This window comes from Marinobacterium nitratireducens, assembly GCF_014645375.1.
Classification (GTDB): Bacteria; Pseudomonadota; Gammaproteobacteria; order Pseudomonadales; family Balneatricaceae; genus Marinobacterium_A; species Marinobacterium_A nitratireducens.
On record NZ_BMLT01000002.1, the window covers coordinates 337,717 to 352,674 of the forward strand.

The following is a 14,958-nucleotide window of genomic DNA, read 5'->3' on the forward strand; positions in this document are numbered from 1 at the left end:
CTGATCTGACAGTCACTCTATTCAGAAGTGCAGACTCTTAACATTATCGCGGTTGCTTGTACAAATAGCTTTTCCCCTTGGGGTGGGTCTTGAAACGTCGGTGAACCCACATGTACTGCGTCGGATCCTTGCGAATGGCGCGCTCGATTTCGGCATTGATACGGGCGGCGTCGGATTCGTCGTCGCCGGTCGGGAAGGGTTCGATGATCGGGTAGAGTTCCAGCTCGTAGCGACCGTCGGGCAGGCGGTGCTGAGCCAGCATCAGAATCGGCGAGCCGTTCAGTTTGGCCAGTCGCGCAGTGGCGGTGATGGTCGCGGCGGGAACGCCGAAGAAAGGAGCGTAGACCGACTGCTTGATTCCGAAGTCCTGGTCCGGCGCGTACCAGATGATGTGATTCTTGCGCAAGGCGCGAATGACAGAGCGGATGTCTGAACGCTCGATGGACTGACCGAAGTAGCGGCTGCGTCCCTTCTTGATGATCTCTTCCATCAACGGGTTGTTGTGGCGGCGGTACATGGCGTCGACCGGATAGAACTCCGAGAACAGCAGACCGCCAAGGTCGAGGGTGGAAAAGTGCGCTCCCAGCAGCAGCACACCCTTGCCCTGCGCCAGCGCCGCATCCAGGTGTTCGCGGCCCTTGAACACAATGCGATCCCTGAAGACCCTGCGGGGGGTCCACCAGGCCATCGCGGTTTCGAAGATGCCGATGCCGTTGTTGACGAAAACGTCTTTGACGAAGCGTCTGTGTTCTTCGGCGCCAAATTCTGGAAAGCAGAGGCGGGCATTGACCTCGACAACATGTCGCCGGGCCGGTGTCACGCGATAGAGGAGCAGCCCGAGCAGGCGCCCAAGGTGCAGCTGCCAGCGCCAGGGCAGGCGATTCAGTAGCCAGAGGGTGCCGGTCCCGAGCCAGTTGGGCCAGAAGACGGGGTGCCAGAAGGGCCGGTTGGGTGCTTTCCGTTTAGATGCCATAACGTCCGCCTAGAGTTGGCCGGCTATTTTAAGCTGAGCCCGGGGAGGCGGCAAATGAGTGCGGGGCCTTCCCGGGAGGCGCGTCACAAGTTGCGGACTGCCGGTCGCGCGCCATGGCCCCCGGCAGACGGGCGACCATGGTGGGGTATCGGGACGGCAGCGAAGGTCCGCCGCCGTTCAGGCGTCGCCGCCGAAGAGGTCCCGGGTGTACACCTTGGCCTCGACGTCGCGAATGTCATCGGTCATACGGTTGGCGATAATGAGGTCGGAGCGGGATTTGAAGTCCTCGAGGTCCTTCACGACTTCCGAATGGAAGAACTCGCCCTCCTGCAGTACCGGCTCGTAGACGATGACCTCGACCCCCTTGGCCTTGAGCCGTTTCATGACACCCTGAATGGCCGAGGCGCGGAAATTGTCGGAGTCGGCCTTCATCACCAGCCGATAGATGCCCACCGTCTGCGGGTTGCGCCGCAGAATCGACTCGGCGACGAAGTCCTTGCGTGTGGTGTTGGAGTCGACGATGGCCCGGATCAGGTTGCTCGGCACGTCGGCATAGTTGGCCAGCAGCTGCTTGGTATCCTTGGGCAGGCAGTAGCCGCCGTAACCGAAAGAGGGATTGTTGTAGTGACTGCCGATACGCGGATCGAGGCCGACGCCTTCGATGATCTGGCGGCTGTCGAGGCCGTGGCTCTCGGCGTAGGTATCCAGCTCGTTGAAGTAGGCGACGCGCATCGCCAGATAGGTGTTGGCGAACAGCTTGATCGCCTCGGCTTCGGTGCTGTCGGTAAACAGGGTCGGAACATCCTGCTTGATCGCGCCTTCCTGCAGCAGGCCTGCGAAGGTGCGGGCACGCTCGCTGCGCTCGCCGACGATGATGCGGGACGGATAGAGGTTGTCGTGCAGGGCCTTGCCCTCGCGCAGGAACTCGGGCGAGAAGATCAGGTTGTCGGTGCCGTGGGATGCTTTCAGTTCCTGGGTATAGCCGACCGGGATGGTCGATTTGACGACCATCACCGCCTCCGGGTTGATGGCCATCACGTCCCGGATCACCGCCTCGACGCTGGAGGTGTTGAAGTAGTTGGTCTCGGGGTCGTAGTCGGTCGGAGTGGCGATGATGACGAAGTCGGCGCCGCGGTAGGCGTCTTCTTTATCCAGGGTCGCGCGCAGGTTGAGCGTCTTTTCCTGCAGGTAGGACTCGATCTCGGCATCGACGATCGGTGAGTGGCGGTCATTGATCTGCCTGACCTTCTCCTCGACGATATCGATCGCCACCACCTCGTGGTGCTGCGACAGCAGCACGGCGTTGGAGAGTCCGACGTAGCCGGTTCCGGCAACTGCGATTTTCATGGGATATCTGTGCCTGTCTGTAATTCTGTCAGGTAAATAATACCACTCGATTTCAACTCGTAGGCAGCACGCCCCTTTATCTGTGAGCGCGTGCAGCCCGGACCAGTATATCAGCCTGCGCGAACGGAGGTTTGACAGCAGGCGAAAGCGATGTCGACGCGAAGCGGGGCCTTCGCATGTATAATGTGCGCCAAAACTCGGAATGGCACAGTCTTCTTCGATGAATAAACAACAGTCACCGGCAATGCAGCACAATGGCTGGACGCTCTACAAGCGCCTGCTGGTTTACGTGAAGCCTTACTGGTTCGCCTTCGTCGTCAGTTTCGCCGCCTTCGGCCTGTTCGGGGCTTCGCAGGCGCTTTCCGCGAAGTGGCTGGAGCATGTGATCAACGCCATCGAGCAGGGGGCGCTGGACCAGCGTGGCCTGCTGGCACTGGCAGTACTGGGTATTTTCGCGATGCGTGGGGTCGGTACCTTTATCGGCAACTACAGCATCAGCCATGTCGCGCGCCAGGTGGTGCACAGTCTGCGGACCGATCTTTTCGATCGCATGCTGACGCTGCCCAGCAGCTACTACCATCACAGCTCCAGCGGCGAGCTGCTCGCCAAGCTGACCTACAACGTCGAGCAGGTGACGGGCGCCGTCACCAATGCCGTGAAAACCGCGCTGCGCGAGGGGCTTACGGTCATCGGCCTGTTTGGTTACCTGTTCTACCTCAACTGGAAGCTGACCCTGATATTCGTCGCCGCGGCGCCCTTTATCGCCGTGGTGGTATCGGTCGCCTCAAAGCGCATGCGCAAGCTGAGCCGGCGTCTGCAGCAGTCGGTCGGCGACATTACCAGCGCGGCGTCGGAAACCATCAAAGGCTATCAGATCGTGCGCATCTTCGGCGGTACCGAGTTCGAGCGCAGCCGTTTCCATGCCGCCAGCGAGCGCAATCGCCGCCAGTTCATGAAGATGGTCGTGACCCAGTCCCTGAATACGCCGATCGTCCAGTTCCTGATCGCACTGGCGCTCGCCGGCCTGCTTTTCATTGCCATGAGCCCCGCGGTGATGGGGAGCATGAGCACCGGTCAGTTCGTCGCCTTTCTGACGGCGGCGGGCCTGGTGACCAAGCCGCTGCGGCAGCTCACGGATCTGAGCACCACCATACAAAAGGGCATAGCAGCTTCGGAGTCGCTGTTCGCGGTGATCGACGAGCCGCCCGAGCAGGACAGCGGCCATCATAGCGTGTCCCGGGTTCAGGGACGGATCCGCTTCGAACAGGTCGGTTTCCGTTATCGCGGCGACAGCGACATCGTGCTGCATGACCTCGATCTCGAAATCGCGCCGGGCCAGACGGTGGCGCTGGTGGGTCGTTCCGGCAGCGGCAAGTCGACACTGGCGTCAATACTGCCGCGCTTCAACTCCGGCTGGACCGGTCGGATCATGCTCGATGAGGTACCACTGGAGGATTATCGCCTGGAAAACCTGCGTCAGCAGATTGCGCTGGTGAACCAGCAGGTGGTGCTGTTCAACGGCACCATCGCAGACAACATCGCCTACGGCGCCATGGCCGGGTGCAGCGAAGAGCAGGTCCGGGCCGCGGCCGAAGCGGCCCATGTCATGGAGTTTGCCGAGCGCCTGCCGGAAGGCCTGCAAACCCAGGTCGGCGAGAGCGGCCTGCTGCTGTCAGGCGGTCAGCGTCAGCGCATCGCCATTGCCCGCGCCATTCTCAAGGACGCGCCGATCCTGATTCTCGACGAAGCCACATCGGCGCTCGATACCGAGTCCGAACGTCACATCCAGGATGCACTCGAAGAGGTGATGCGCAATCGCACCACCCTGGTTATCGCGCACCGTCTGTCCACGGTCGAGAAAGCGGATCAGATTCTGGTGCTGGACAAGGGACGCATCGTCGAGCAGGGCACTCACCGGGAGCTGCTCGAGCTGGGCGGCACCTACGCGGCGTTGTACCGGATGCAGTTCGCGGACGCCTGACGCATGCTGCGGGCGCTCTATACGGCGGTTTTCTACCTGGCCCTGCCGGCAGTGCTGGTGCGGCTCTGGTGGCGCGGCAGGCGGTCGCCGGCGTATCGTCAGCGCTGGTCCGAGCGTCTCGGGCGGGTCACGGCGGACGCCGATTCGCCGCTATGGATTCACGCGGTGTCGGTGGGCGAGACAGTGGCGATCGCGCCATTGGTGGAGCTGTTGCTGCAACGACACCCCGAGCTGCCCATCCTGCTGACCACTATGACGCCCACCGGCGCCGAACGGGTACAGGCGCTGTTCGGGGAACGGGTGCGTCACTGTTACTGCCCCTGGGATTTGCCCCACGCGCTGGCGCGTTTTCATCGTCGCATCCGCCCTCGGGGGCTGGTGATCGTCGAAACCGAACTCTGGCCCAACCTGATCAAGAGCTGCGCCGAGCGGCAGGTGCCGGTGCTGGTGGCCAATGCCCGCCTGTCCGCGCGCTCGGCCCGGGGCTACCGGCGCTTCGGCGGCTTGACCCGTCCGATGTTGCAACGGCTGCACCGGGTGGTGGCGCAGCACCATGCCGACGGCGAGCGCTTCGTCGAGCTCGGGTTGCCGCCTGACCGGCTGAGTGTCAGCGGCAGCATCAAATTCGATATCGAGATCAGGCAAGAGTGGCAGGACGCGGGGCAACGGCTGCGACGGAGCTGGGGCGAAGCGCGCCCGGTACTGGTTGCCGGAAGTACCCATGAAGGTGAAGACTCACTTCTATTCGATGCCTTGAAAACGCTGAGGTCGCGGCATCCGAATCTGTTGCTGGTGCTGGTGCCGCGCCACCCCGAGCGTTTCGATTCGGTGTATCAGCAATGTCTGGATGCGGGGCTAGCGGCGGCGCGGCACAGCCTCAGCGAGCCGGTGGGTGAGGCAGTAGCGGTGTACCTCGGCGACACCATGGGGGAGCTGATGGCGTTCTATGCCGCCGCCGATATCGCCTACGTCGGCGGCAGCCTGGTGCCGCGTGGCGGTCACAATCCGCTGGAACCCGCCGCGCTCGGCAAGCCTGTGCTGATGGGGCCTGAAGTGTTCAACTTCCAGTCGATCTGCGATGAGCTCGAAACGGCTGGAGGGCTGGAGCGGGTGCCGGACGAGGCGGCGCTGGCGTCGCAACTGGAGCGGCTGCTGAGCGATGAGGCATTGCGGCTGGAGCGGGGCGAGGCGGCACGAAACTTCGTTGCGCAAAACCGCGGGGCGCTGGAGCGGCTCTACGGCGAAGTCGAAGCCATGCTCGTACGCGCCCCTGTAGGAGCGCGCTCCGCGCGCGAAAAATAGTTCCGGCTGCTCTAGAACGGGAAACTGAAATCCTCGCCGGCCTGGGCCTGAAAGATATCGCTCAGTACCTCCGCCAGCGGCGCTTGGTCGCTATCGCGCAACCAGCGCTGGGATGCAGGGTCGAAATCGAAATGGAAGCCGCCATTGCGGGCCGCGACCCAGAGCTGGGAGACCGGCGGCTGGCGCGTGAAGATGACCTGGCTGCCGTTTTCGCACTTCACGGTCAGCATGCCGCCCTGGGCTTCGTAGTCGAGGTCGCTATCGGCGTCGTCGAGCACCTCTTCGATGGCTTCGATGGTCTGGTCGACGCGGTCGTTGAATTCGGATTCGGTCATGATTCTCGAGGGTCCTCGGGGCTGGAATGGCGGCAGTATATCCGAGTTTCTGCATCCTCTCATCCCGGGTATAATCGATCGTTTTGGACCGAATTGGATAAGGGGCGTACAGATGGCACGCAGAATCTGGATAGTTCTGGCCGCGGTCGCGGTACTGGCGGGCTGTGGCAACAAGGGCCCGCTGTACCTTCCCGATCAGGCCCCGCAGGCGTCCGAACAGCAACAGTAAATCTTCACGGGATTATCGATGGACAGTTTCGAATACCGCAACGGGCGCCTGCACTGCGAGGAGATGAGCCTCGAAAGAGTCGCCAACGAGTATGGCACGCCGCTTTACGTTTATTCCCGCGACGCACTCGAGCGCGCATACATGAGCTATGCCCAGGCGCTGGAAGGACGCGACGCGCTGGTCTGCTACGCGGTAAAGGCCAACAGCAACATCGCCGTACTGAACGTGCTGGCGCGTCTGGGAGCCGGGTTCGATATCGTCTCCCTGGGTGAACTTGAGCGTGTGCTCAAGGCCGGCGGCGATCCGTCCAAGGTGGTCTTTTCCGGCGTCGGCAAGCAGCCGCAGGAAATCATGCGTGCGCTGGAAGTGGGTATTCACTGTTTCAATATCGAGTCCGAGGCGGAACTGGAGCGCGTCAACACGGTGGCGGCGGAGGTCGGTGCGGTGGCACCGGTGTCTTTCCGCGTCAACCCGGATGTCGATGCCGGTACCCACCCTTATATTTCCACCGGCCTCAAGGAAAACAAGTTCGGCATCGCCATCGAGCGCGCCGGCGAGGTTTACCGCCAGGCGGCCGCGATGTCGAACGTCGAGGTGGTCGGCATGGACTGCCATATCGGCAGTCAACTGACCGAGATCCGCCCCTTCCTCGATGCCCTCGATCGCCTGCTGGTGCTGGTGGACGAACTCGAGGCGGACGGTATTCGTATTCGCCACCTCGATCTAGGCGGCGGCCTGGGCGTCTGCTACACCGACGAGCAGCCGCCTTCGCCCCAGGCGTACATCGAGGCGGTGCTGCAAAAGCTCGGCGAGCGCAAGCTGAGCCTGATCTTCGAACCGGGGCGCTCGATCGCCGCCAACGCCGGCGTGATGCTGACCCGCGTCGAGTTCCTCAAGAGCAACGGCGACAAGCATTTTGCCATCGTCGACGGTGCCATGAACGACCTGATCCGGCCGTCTCTGTACAGTGCCTACCAGGAGATCATCCCGGTCAATCTGCGCGAAGACGCCGCTAGCCGGCTTTACGACCTGGTCGGCCCGGTCTGCGAAACCGGCGATTTTCTCGGCAAGGACCGTGAGCTCAGCCTCGAGCCCGGCGATCTGCTGGCGGTCTGCTCCGCCGGCGCCTACGGTTTTGTGATGAGCTCCAACTACAATACCCGGCCGCGTCCGGCCGAGGTGATGGTGCAGGACAATCAGGTCTATCTGGTGCGCAAGCGTGAGAGCATCGGCGACCTGCTCCACGGCGAGCAGCTGCTGCCAAGGGACCCGCACTGAGGAACGAAGATGCTGGTACGCTTTACCAAGATGCATGGCCTGGGCAACGATTTCATGGTGGTCGACCTGGTGACGCAGCGCGCCAAGATCACGCCGGGAATCGTGCGTCGCCTGGCCGACCGCCACATCGGTATCGGCTTCGACCAGCTGCTGCTCGTCGAGCCGCCGACCGACCCGGCGATGGACTTCCGCTACCGTATCTACAACGCCGATGGCTCCGAAGTCGAGCACTGCGGCAACGGTGCGCGCTGTTTCGCCAAATTCGTGCGTGACAAGCGGCTGACGATCAAGCCCGAGATCGCGGTGGAAACCGCCAAGGGCAAGGCGCTGCTGAAGGTTCGCGAGGATCGCCTGATCGAAGTCGATATGGGGGCGCCGGAGCTGGAGCCCGCCGAGATTCCGTTCGAAGCGGCCGAGCGCGCCATCACCTACGATATCGAGGTGAACGGCGAGCGGCTGGAAATCGGCGCGGTATCGATGGGTAACCCCCACGGCGTGCTGCTGGTCGACGATGTCGCCGAGGCGCCGGTCGAAGTGCTGGGGCCTGCACTCGAAAGTCACCCGCGCTTCCCGGCCCGGGCCAATATCGGCTTCATGCAGATCGTCTCGCGCAGCGAGATTCGTCTGCGGGTGTTCGAGCGCGGCGCCGGCGAAACCCGGGCCTGCGGCACCGGTGCCTGCGCCGCGGTGGTTTCGGGGCGCCTGCGCGGCCTGCTGGACGAGGAGGTGCGGGTGCATCTGCCCGGAGGGGAGCTGTTGATCCGCTGGGCCGGGAACGCTGAGCCTGTCGTCATGACAGGTCCGGCAACGACCGTTTACGAGGGGCAAATCTTCCTATGAGCGAACAAGCGACGCCGCTGGCGGCACTGGACGAACGGCAGGTGGCGGACTATCTCGCCGAGAACCCGGACTTCTTTTCCGGTCACGCCTATCTGCTGGAAAAACTCTATGTTCCCCACGAAACCGGCGCAGCGGTGTCGCTGGTCGCTCGCCAGACCGGCGTGCTGCGGGAGAAAAACCAGCAGCTGCGCACCCATCTGTCGGATCTGATCGAAGTCGCGCGCCACAACGATATCCAGTTCGAGAAGACCAAGCGCATGGTACTGGCGCTGCTCGGTTGCGAGACCCTCGACGATGTCGCGGTGGCGATCGACGAGAGCCTGTGCGGCGACTTCCACGGCGATACCACGGCGCTTTTGCTGATCGACCCTGTGGCGGACGCTACCGCGAACCTGCGCCAGTTTGCCAGCGAGGAGCTGCAGGTGCTCGGTCCGCTGCTGGAAACCAGCCTCCCGAGCTGCGGCCGACTGCCGGAGAGTCAGCACGCCTGCCTGTTCCAGGAAAAGGCGTTCCGGGTGCAGTCCGGCGCGGTGGTGCCGCTGATTCAGGGTGAAACCCTGGGGCTGCTGGCGATCGGCAGCTACGACCCGCATTATTTCCAGAGCAGCCAGGGCACTCTGTTTCTGAGCTATGTCGGTGAAGTGCTGAGCCGGGTGCTGTACCGCATTCTGAGCCGGGATCGATGACCGACGCGGCGCTGGACGCTTTTCTGCGCAACCTGCGCAGCGAACGCCAGTGCTCGGATCACACCCTGGCCAATTACCGGCGCGATCTGCAGCGCCTGCAACGCTATATGCTGGCCAATCACCTCGACGGCTGGGATGTCGTGCAGCCGCGTGACATCCGCGCCTTCGTGGCCGAAGTGCATCGTGACGGCCTGTCCGGCAAGTCCATTCAGCGTCAGCTCTCGGCGATACGTACCTTCTACCGCTATCTCAGCCGCGAAGGCCTGGCGTCCCGGAATCCGGCGCTAGGGGTGCGCGCGCCGAAAAGTCCCCGCCGCCTGCCCCCGACCCTCGACGCCGACCAGCTCGGCCAGTTGCTGGAAATCCCGGTCGAGGATGCCGTCTCGGCGCGCGACTGCGCCATGATGGAGCTAATCTATTCATCGGGGCTGCGGCTGGCGGAGCTCGTCAGTCTCGACCTCGGCGATATCGACTTCCGTGACGCCAGCCTGGTGGTGACCGGCAAAGGGCGTAAAACGCGCATGCTGCCAGTCGGTGGCAAGGCGCTGCAGGCGCTGGATGTCTGGCTGCAGTGGCGGCCGGGGCTGGCGCATGGTGGAGAGGCGGCGTTGTTCGTCAGCAGCCGTGGCGGTCGCATCAGCAGCCGCGCGGTGCAGCAGCGGCTGGCGCACTGGGGGCTGCACCAGGCCACCGATGGTCAGGTGCACCCGCACCGCCTGCGGCACAGCTTCGCCAGCCATCTGCTGGAGTCGAGCGGCGACCTCAAGGCGGTGCAGGAGCTGCTGGGGCATGCCGATATCGCCACCACCCAGGTGTATACCCACCTGGATTTTCAGCATCTGGCCGATGTCTATGACAGGGCCCATCCGAGAGCGCGCAAGAAAAATGATTAAGTGTGTAACCTTCGACCTCGACGACACCCTCTGGGCGGTAGACCCGGTGATCGAAGCGGCGAACCGGTCATTGTTCGACTGGCTGGCGCGCAATGCCGAGTTGTTCACCCGCCAGTTCAGCCTTGCGGATTTGCCGCGTCTGCGGCGGGAGGTGCTTGAAAGGCACCCGGAAATCGGCCACAGCGTCACCCAGATCCGCCTGCGGCTGCTGGAGCATGGTCTGCTCACCGCCGGCTACCCGGCGGCGCAGGCGGAAGCCCTGGCGCTGCAGGCATTCGAGGTATTCCTCGACGGTCGCAATCAGGTGGAGTTTTTCGAGCATGCCGTCACCATGCTGCAGATCCTGCGCGAGCGCGGGCTGCTGATAGGCGCGCTGAGCAACGGCAATGCCGACGTCCAGCGCGTCGGGCTCGGCGACTACTTCGATTTCCAGTTCAACGCCGACGGTACCGGCACCGAGAAACCCCATCCGCTGATGTTCGAGCAGGCCCTGGAAAAGACCGGTCTGCGGCCCGAGCAGGTGGTGCATATCGGCGACAACCCCGTCGCCGATATCGAGGGCGCGCACAATGCCGGCTACTGGACCATCTGGGTCAACCTCAAAGGCGAGCTCTGGCCCGGCGGCCCGACCCCGGACCAGGTGGTGCACGATTTGAGCGAAATCCCCCGGGCGCTGACGGAAATCGCCGAGATCGCCGCATCGCGCGTAACGCTTTGATGGGTAAGGCGTTGGGCATGGGGTCACACCACACGCCTAACGCCTAGGGTGCCGGTGAGCCTGCGAACCGCACCAGGTAATTGCGGGAACGGTGCGGTTCACTCCGTTCACCGGCACCCTACGATGTTTCCCGTCACCCGTCACCCGTCACCCGTCACCCGTCACAGAAACAGCTCCAGCAGGTTGTTGAGGAACAACCGGCCCTGGGACGTTGGCCGGATCTGGTCGGGGTTCTCCTCGAGCAGGCCCTGACGGACGGCCTTTTCAAGCTGCGGTCCTATCTGCTGCAGGTCGAGCCCCGTTCTCTCGCCGAGCAGGCCGACGGGAACGCCGTCCACCAGTCGCAGCGCGTTGAGCATGAATTCGAACGCCAGCTCGTCCGCGGCAATCGGGTTTTCGCCGCCGAGTCGCCGCGCAGGATCCATGTAGGCGGCGGGCTGACGCTGTTTCCAGCGTCGCACGATGCGTTTTTCCTCCGGGCGGGTCAGCTTGCCGTGGGCGCCGGCGCCGATGCCGATATAATCGCCGAAACGCCAGTAGTTGAGATTGTGCGCCGCCTCGCGGCCATCACGGGCATAGGCCGAGATTTCGTATTGCCGGAAACCGTGCAGCGCCAGGCGCTGCTGACCCTGTTCCTGAATTTCCCACAGCAGCTCGTCGACCGGCAGGGCCGGCGGGCGGGCATTGAATTCGGTGTTGGGCTCGATGGTCAGCTGGTACCAGGAGAGGTGTTCGGGCTGTAGCGAGATCGCGGTCTCGAGATCATGCAGGGCGCCGGTCAGGGTCTGCTGCGGCAGGCCGTGCATCAGGTCGAGGTTGATATTGTCGAAGCCGATGGCGCGGGCGCTGGCGACCGCGGTGTAGGCCTCGTCTGCACTATGGATACGGCCCAGGGCGCTGAGCTGGGCATCGCTGAAGCTCTGAATGCCCAGTGACAGGCGGTTGACCCCGGCCTCACGAAAGCCGGCGAAGCGCGCCTGTTCGAAGGTGCCGGGATTGGCCTCCATGGTGATTTCGGCGTTCGCAGCCAGCGGTGTCCGCTGCGCAACACCCGCCAGTATCCGCGCCAGGGCACCGGCTGAAAAGAGGCTCGGTGTGCCGCCGCCGATAAAGACCGTTTCGATCTCCCGGCCCTGCACATCCGCAAGCTCCGACTCCAGGTCGGCCATCAGGGCCTCGACGTACTGCTCCTCGGGCAGGTCCCCGCGCGCGGCGTGCGAGTTGAAATCGCAGTAGGGGCACTTGCGCACGCACCAGGGAATATGGATATAGAGGGATAGCGGGGGCAGTTGCATGGGATCGTCGTGCGTGGGGTTAATGGGAGGTGGTGAGTGGCGTAGGAGCCCACTCTGTGGGCGAACGGGCGCTAATTGAACGCCGGTGGATGCGGCGCTATGCGCCTTGATCCACCCTGCAGGGTTTCAGGTAAGGCTCGATGTTTTTCACCAGCTGCGCGACGGCCTGACCGCGATGGCTGATGCGGTTCTTTTCCTCCGGTGCCAGTTCTGCGGCGCAACGCCCGAGTTCCGGTACCAGGAACAGCGGATCATAGCCGAAGCCGCCTTCGCCGCGCGGCGCATGCAGTATCTGGCCCTCCCAGCTGCCAATGCTGATCAGCGGCGTCGGGTCCTCGGCATGACGCATGAATACCAGCACGCAGCGAAAACGTGCACTGCGTGCCTGCTGTGGTATCTCGGCAAGCTGGTGCAGCAGGCGCTGGCAATTCTCGGTATCGCTGGCGCCCGGGCCGGCGAATCGCGCCGAATAGATGCCGGGCGCGCCGTCGAGGGCGTCGACCTCCAGGCCCGAGTCGTCGGCCAGCGCCGGCAGACCGGTGCAGCGACAGGCGTGGCGGGCCTTGAGAATGGCATTCTCGATGAAACTCAGGCCCGTTTCCTCGGCGTCGGTGACGCCGAGTTCGGACTGGGGGATGACCTCGACCTCCAGGGGGGCGAGGACCTGCTGGAATTCACGGAGCTTGCCGGCGTTGCCGCTGGCCAGCACGATACGCTGTACGGATTGACTGCTCATTCGGGATAGAAGGTCTGTTCGAACTGAATGCTGTAGGCGGACTGGTTCGGGTCCGGCTGTACTTCGAGCGAGATGCGCATCAGCTGCTCGCCGGAGAAGCGCAGACCACCGATGTAGTAAAGGGCGTCGGCCTCGCGGATTTCCTTGAAGCTCAGGTCCTCGCTCTGGCCGATCAGGTTGCTGGCGCTGCCCGTCACGTTGGCGGTTACCGCCTGCTTGCTGCCGTCGGCCTGCTTCTGCAGCACCGAGACGTTGATCAGCGCGAGGTTCTTGCTGCGGGTGAGACCGTAGCTTTCGGCGACGTCCGGCTCGATGAAGGTGCTGTTGAAAGCGTTGTAGTGTACCTCGTAGTCGCCGTAGGCGACGAACTGGTCGGCGCTCGCCACCGGCGCAACGGTCAGCAGCCAGCCGGTCAGGCAACCGGCTGCAACAGTCAGACGGGATTGATTGATTGCTCTCATGGTTTCTCCTTCCTCAGCCAATTTTCGGCCAACTCGCCAGCGGCGCGGTGCGAATCGCTTCGCTCGGCGGCGCCCTGCCACTCACCGGGTAATCCGGTAGATGGCGATTTCGCCCAGCATGTTGGGCCACAGTCGCAGCCACCAGCGGTCCCGATGCAGATGATCCACCACCGTGCGCTCGCGGATATGAATGTTGCGCTCGATGCACAGGCGCTCAAAATCCTTGAACGTGCAGAAGTGGATGTTCGGCGTGTTGTACCAAGTATAGGGCAGGAATTTGGACACCGGCATCTGGCCGCGAAAGCCCAGGTAGCCGCGTGCGCGCCAGTGGCCGAAGTTGGGAAAAGTGACGATGCATTCGCGGCCGATACGCAGCATTTCGTCGACGATGATGTCCGGACGGTGCATCACCTGCAGCGCCTGGGTCATGACGACGACGTCGAAACTGTTGTCCCGAATCGACGCCAGGCCTTCGTCGATGTCTTTTTCGATGACGTTGACGCCGGCCATGATGCAGGCGGTGATATTGTCGTGGTTGTATTCCAGACCATAGCCCTCCACCTGCTTGTGGCGGCTCAGGTAGCTCAGCAGCTCGCCTTCGCCGCAACCGAGGTCGAGAACGCGGCTGCCGGGCTCGATCCAGGCCTGGATAATGTCGAGATCAGCGCGCATCCGGGCTCTCCGGTGGAATATCGGCGGCCACCCTGCGCATGTAGGCGTGCAGAACCTCCATGTATCGCGGGCTGGGAATCAGGAAGGCGTCGTGTCCCTGCTGGGAGTCGATTTCGGCGTAGCTGACCGGCTTGCCGGCGTCGACCAGCGCATCGACGATTTCCCGCGAGCGTGCCGGGGAAAAGCGCCAGTCGGTGGTGAAGGAAATCACCATGAAGCCGCAACGGGTACCGGCCAGAGCGTCCGCCAGGCTGTGGCCGAAGGCTGCGGCAGGGTCGAAGTAGTCCAGAGCCCGGGTCATCAGCAGGTAGGTGTTGGCGTCGAAGGCGGTGGAAAAGCGCTCGCCCTGGTACTGCAGGTAGGACTCCACCTCGAACTGGGGGCTGTAGTCGAAGTTCAGCGCGTCGCTGCGCATCTCCCGGCCGAATTTCTCGTGCATGCCGCCGTCGGACAGGTAGGTGATATGGCCCACCATGCGTGCCAGCATCAGGCCGGTCTTGGGGATCGTCTCCTGCTCGTAGTAGTGGCCGGCGTGGAACTGCGGATCGCGGGAAATCGCCTGGCGTGCGACCTCGTTGAAGGCAATGTTCTGGGCGGTGAGCTTCGGTGCCGCGGCGATCACCATACAGTGACGCAGCCGCTCCGGATGGTCGATCGCCCACTGCAGCGCCTGCATTCCACCGAGGCTGCCGCCGATCACCGCGGCCCACTGACGGATGCCGAGATGGTCGGCCAGTCGCGCCTGGCTTTCGACCCAGTCGGGCACCGTGACGATCGGAAAGTCCGGACCATAGGGCTTGCCGGTCTCCGGGTTCGGGCTGTTGGGCCCGGTGGAGCCATGGCAGCCGCCAAGGTTGTTGAGTCCGACGACGAAGAAGCGGTTGGTGTCGATCGGCTTGCCGGGACCTACCGCCGAGTCCCACCATCCGGGCTTGCGATCCTCGGTGCTGTGGTAGCCGGCGACATGGTGATTGCCGGAAAGGGCGTGGCAGATCAGGATGGCGTTGCTGTGGTCTGCATTGAGCGTGCCGTAGGTCTCAATGGCCAGCTCGAAGGCGTCGAGCGTGCGGCCGCAGGCGAGCTGCAGCGGCTGGTCGAAGCGAACGAGACTGGGTTCGACGAGCCCGACCGAATCGTCGGGAAAGGGGGTTGGCATTTGCTCATTTTCCGGGGGCTGGGCGCTGTTTATGCCTTTAGCGTAGACGATGAGGC

The 14,958-nt window shown here is 63.4% G+C and carries 16 protein-coding genes; 8 read left to right on the top strand and 8 right to left on the bottom strand.

Annotation, left to right across the window (positions count from 1 at the left end; translation table 11 throughout):
- Positions 1-43 precede the first annotated feature (43 nt).
- Both lpxL and IEX85_RS04485 read right to left on the bottom strand, forming a co-directional pair.
- A complete protein-coding gene (gene lpxL, locus IEX85_RS04480) occupies positions 44-973 on the bottom strand; it encodes an LpxL/LpxP family Kdo(2)-lipid IV(A) lauroyl/palmitoleoyl acyltransferase (RefSeq protein WP_188858759.1) in 930 nt (309 codons plus the stop codon).
- A 177-nt stretch (positions 974-1,150) separates the two neighbouring features.
- A complete protein-coding gene (locus IEX85_RS04485) occupies positions 1,151-2,320 on the bottom strand; it encodes a nucleotide sugar dehydrogenase (RefSeq protein ID WP_188858768.1) in 1,170 nt (389 codons plus the stop codon).
- Positions 2,321-2,540: 220 nt separating this feature from the next.
- Here IEX85_RS04485 and msbA point away from each other — a divergent pair, with 220 nt between their 5' ends.
- Together msbA and waaA are read left to right on the top strand one after the other, a co-directional pair.
- A complete protein-coding gene (gene msbA / locus IEX85_RS04490) occupies positions 2,541-4,301 on the top strand; it encodes a lipid A export permease/ATP-binding protein MsbA (RefSeq protein WP_188858770.1) in 1,761 nt (586 codons plus the stop codon).
- A 3-nt stretch (positions 4,302-4,304) separates the two neighbouring features.
- On the top strand, positions 4,305-5,603 hold the full coding sequence (gene waaA / locus IEX85_RS04495) for a lipid IV(A) 3-deoxy-D-manno-octulosonic acid transferase (protein ID WP_188858772.1): 1,299 nt from the start codon (positions 4,305-4,307) through the stop codon (positions 5,601-5,603).
- 11 nt (positions 5,604-5,614) lie between these two features.
- Here the strand turns inward: waaA and cyaY are convergent, their stop codons facing one another.
- Entirely contained in the window at positions 5,615-5,938 is a 324-nt protein-coding gene (cyaY, locus tag IEX85_RS04500) for an iron donor protein CyaY (protein WP_188858774.1), read from the bottom strand.
- Between the two features lie 112 nt (positions 5,939-6,050).
- Here cyaY and lptM point away from each other — a divergent pair, with 112 nt between their 5' ends.
- The 6 genes from lptM to IEX85_RS04530 are packed head-to-tail and all read left to right on the top strand — an operon-like array spanning position 6,051 to position 10,582.
- Entirely contained in the window at positions 6,051-6,167 is a 117-nt protein-coding gene (lptM, locus tag IEX85_RS04505; protein ID WP_188858776.1) for an LPS translocon maturation chaperone LptM, read from the top strand.
- 18 nt (positions 6,168-6,185) lie between these two features.
- Entirely contained in the window at positions 6,186-7,445 is a 1,260-nt protein-coding gene (lysA, locus tag IEX85_RS04510) for a diaminopimelate decarboxylase (RefSeq protein WP_188858779.1), read from the top strand.
- Between the two features lie 9 nt (positions 7,446-7,454).
- On the top strand, positions 7,455-8,285 hold the full coding sequence (gene dapF / locus IEX85_RS04515; protein WP_188858780.1) for a diaminopimelate epimerase: 831 nt from the start codon (positions 7,455-7,457) through the stop codon (positions 8,283-8,285).
- Positions 8,282-8,971: a DUF484 family protein gene (locus IEX85_RS04520; RefSeq protein WP_188858782.1), complete on the top strand. Its 690-nt coding sequence runs from the start codon at positions 8,282-8,284 to the stop codon at positions 8,969-8,971. The genes dapF and IEX85_RS04520 overlap by 4 nt, the downstream gene beginning before the upstream one ends.
- Entirely contained in the window at positions 8,968-9,864 is an 897-nt protein-coding gene (gene xerC / locus IEX85_RS04525; RefSeq protein WP_188858784.1) for a tyrosine recombinase XerC, read from the top strand. The genes IEX85_RS04520 and xerC overlap by 4 nt, the downstream gene beginning before the upstream one ends.
- Positions 9,857-10,582, top strand: coding sequence for an HAD family hydrolase (locus tag IEX85_RS04530; protein WP_188858786.1), 726 nt, complete (start codon positions 9,857-9,859; stop codon positions 10,580-10,582). The genes xerC and IEX85_RS04530 overlap by 8 nt, the downstream gene beginning before the upstream one ends.
- Positions 10,583-10,743: 161 nt before the next feature.
- Here IEX85_RS04530 and hemW read toward each other — a convergent pair whose 3' ends face one another.
- The 5 genes from hemW to metX form a co-directional block, all read right to left on the bottom strand.
- On the bottom strand, positions 10,744-11,877 hold the full coding sequence (gene hemW, locus IEX85_RS04535; protein ID WP_188858789.1) for a radical SAM family heme chaperone HemW: 1,134 nt from the start codon (positions 11,875-11,877) through the stop codon (positions 10,744-10,746).
- A 97-nt stretch (positions 11,878-11,974) separates the two neighbouring features.
- A complete protein-coding gene (rdgB, locus tag IEX85_RS04540; RefSeq protein ID WP_188858791.1) occupies positions 11,975-12,613 on the bottom strand; it encodes an RdgB/HAM1 family non-canonical purine NTP pyrophosphatase in 639 nt (212 codons plus the stop codon).
- Positions 12,610-13,074 carry a DUF4426 domain-containing protein gene (locus IEX85_RS04545; RefSeq protein ID WP_188858793.1) on the bottom strand — a complete coding sequence of 155 codons (465 nt, stop codon included), beginning with the start codon at positions 13,072-13,074 and terminating at the stop codon, positions 12,610-12,612. The genes rdgB and IEX85_RS04545 overlap by 4 nt, the downstream gene beginning before the upstream one ends.
- An 81-nt stretch (positions 13,075-13,155) precedes the next feature.
- Positions 13,156-13,746 (bottom strand): methionine biosynthesis protein MetW, encoded by a 591-nt coding sequence (metW, locus tag IEX85_RS04550; RefSeq protein WP_188858795.1) that lies wholly within the window; start codon positions 13,744-13,746, stop codon positions 13,156-13,158.
- Positions 13,736-14,902, bottom strand: a complete 1,167-nt coding sequence (metX, locus tag IEX85_RS04555; RefSeq protein WP_188858797.1) for a homoserine O-succinyltransferase MetX — start codon at positions 14,900-14,902, stop codon at positions 13,736-13,738. The genes metW and metX overlap by 11 nt, the downstream gene beginning before the upstream one ends.
- Between the last annotated feature and the right edge of the window lie 56 nt (positions 14,903-14,958).

What these genes read in the sequence shown, in the direction of transcription:
- IEX85_RS04485 (WP_188858768.1), bottom strand. Translation starts at nt 2,320, where the DNA reads ATGAAAATCGCAGTTGCCGGAACCGGCTACGTCGGACTCTCCAACGCC.
- IEX85_RS04520 (WP_188858782.1), top strand. Translation starts at nt 8,282, where the DNA reads ATGAGCGAACAAGCGACGCCGCTGGCGGCACTGGACGAACGGCAGGTG.
- hemW (WP_188858789.1), bottom strand. Translation starts at nt 11,877, where the DNA reads ATGCAACTGCCCCCGCTATCCCTCTATATCCATATTCCCTGGTGCGTG.
- lysA (WP_188858779.1), top strand. Translation starts at nt 6,186, where the DNA reads ATGGACAGTTTCGAATACCGCAACGGGCGCCTGCACTGCGAGGAGATG.
- dapF (WP_188858780.1), top strand. Translation starts at nt 7,455, where the DNA reads ATGCTGGTACGCTTTACCAAGATGCATGGCCTGGGCAACGATTTCATG.
- cyaY (WP_188858774.1), bottom strand. Translation starts at nt 5,938, where the DNA reads ATGACCGAATCCGAATTCAACGACCGCGTCGACCAGACCATCGAAGCC.
- rdgB (WP_188858791.1), bottom strand. Translation starts at nt 12,613, where the DNA reads ATGAGCAGTCAATCCGTACAGCGTATCGTGCTGGCCAGCGGCAACGCC.
- lpxL (WP_188858759.1), bottom strand. Translation starts at nt 973, where the DNA reads ATGGCATCTAAACGGAAAGCACCCAACCGGCCCTTCTGGCACCCCGTC.
- waaA (WP_188858772.1), top strand. Translation starts at nt 4,305, where the DNA reads ATGCTGCGGGCGCTCTATACGGCGGTTTTCTACCTGGCCCTGCCGGCA.
- lptM (WP_188858776.1), top strand. Translation starts at nt 6,051, where the DNA reads ATGGCACGCAGAATCTGGATAGTTCTGGCCGCGGTCGCGGTACTGGCG.
- IEX85_RS04530 (WP_188858786.1), top strand. Translation starts at nt 9,857, where the DNA reads ATGATTAAGTGTGTAACCTTCGACCTCGACGACACCCTCTGGGCGGTA.
- IEX85_RS04545 (WP_188858793.1), bottom strand. Translation starts at nt 13,074, where the DNA reads ATGAGAGCAATCAATCAATCCCGTCTGACTGTTGCAGCCGGTTGCCTG.
- metW (WP_188858795.1), bottom strand. Translation starts at nt 13,746, where the DNA reads ATGCGCGCTGATCTCGACATTATCCAGGCCTGGATCGAGCCCGGCAGC.
- msbA (WP_188858770.1), top strand. Translation starts at nt 2,541, where the DNA reads ATGAATAAACAACAGTCACCGGCAATGCAGCACAATGGCTGGACGCTC.
- xerC (WP_188858784.1), top strand. Translation starts at nt 8,968, where the DNA reads ATGACCGACGCGGCGCTGGACGCTTTTCTGCGCAACCTGCGCAGCGAA.
- metX (WP_188858797.1), bottom strand. Translation starts at nt 14,902, where the DNA reads ATGCCAACCCCCTTTCCCGACGATTCGGTCGGGCTCGTCGAACCCAGT.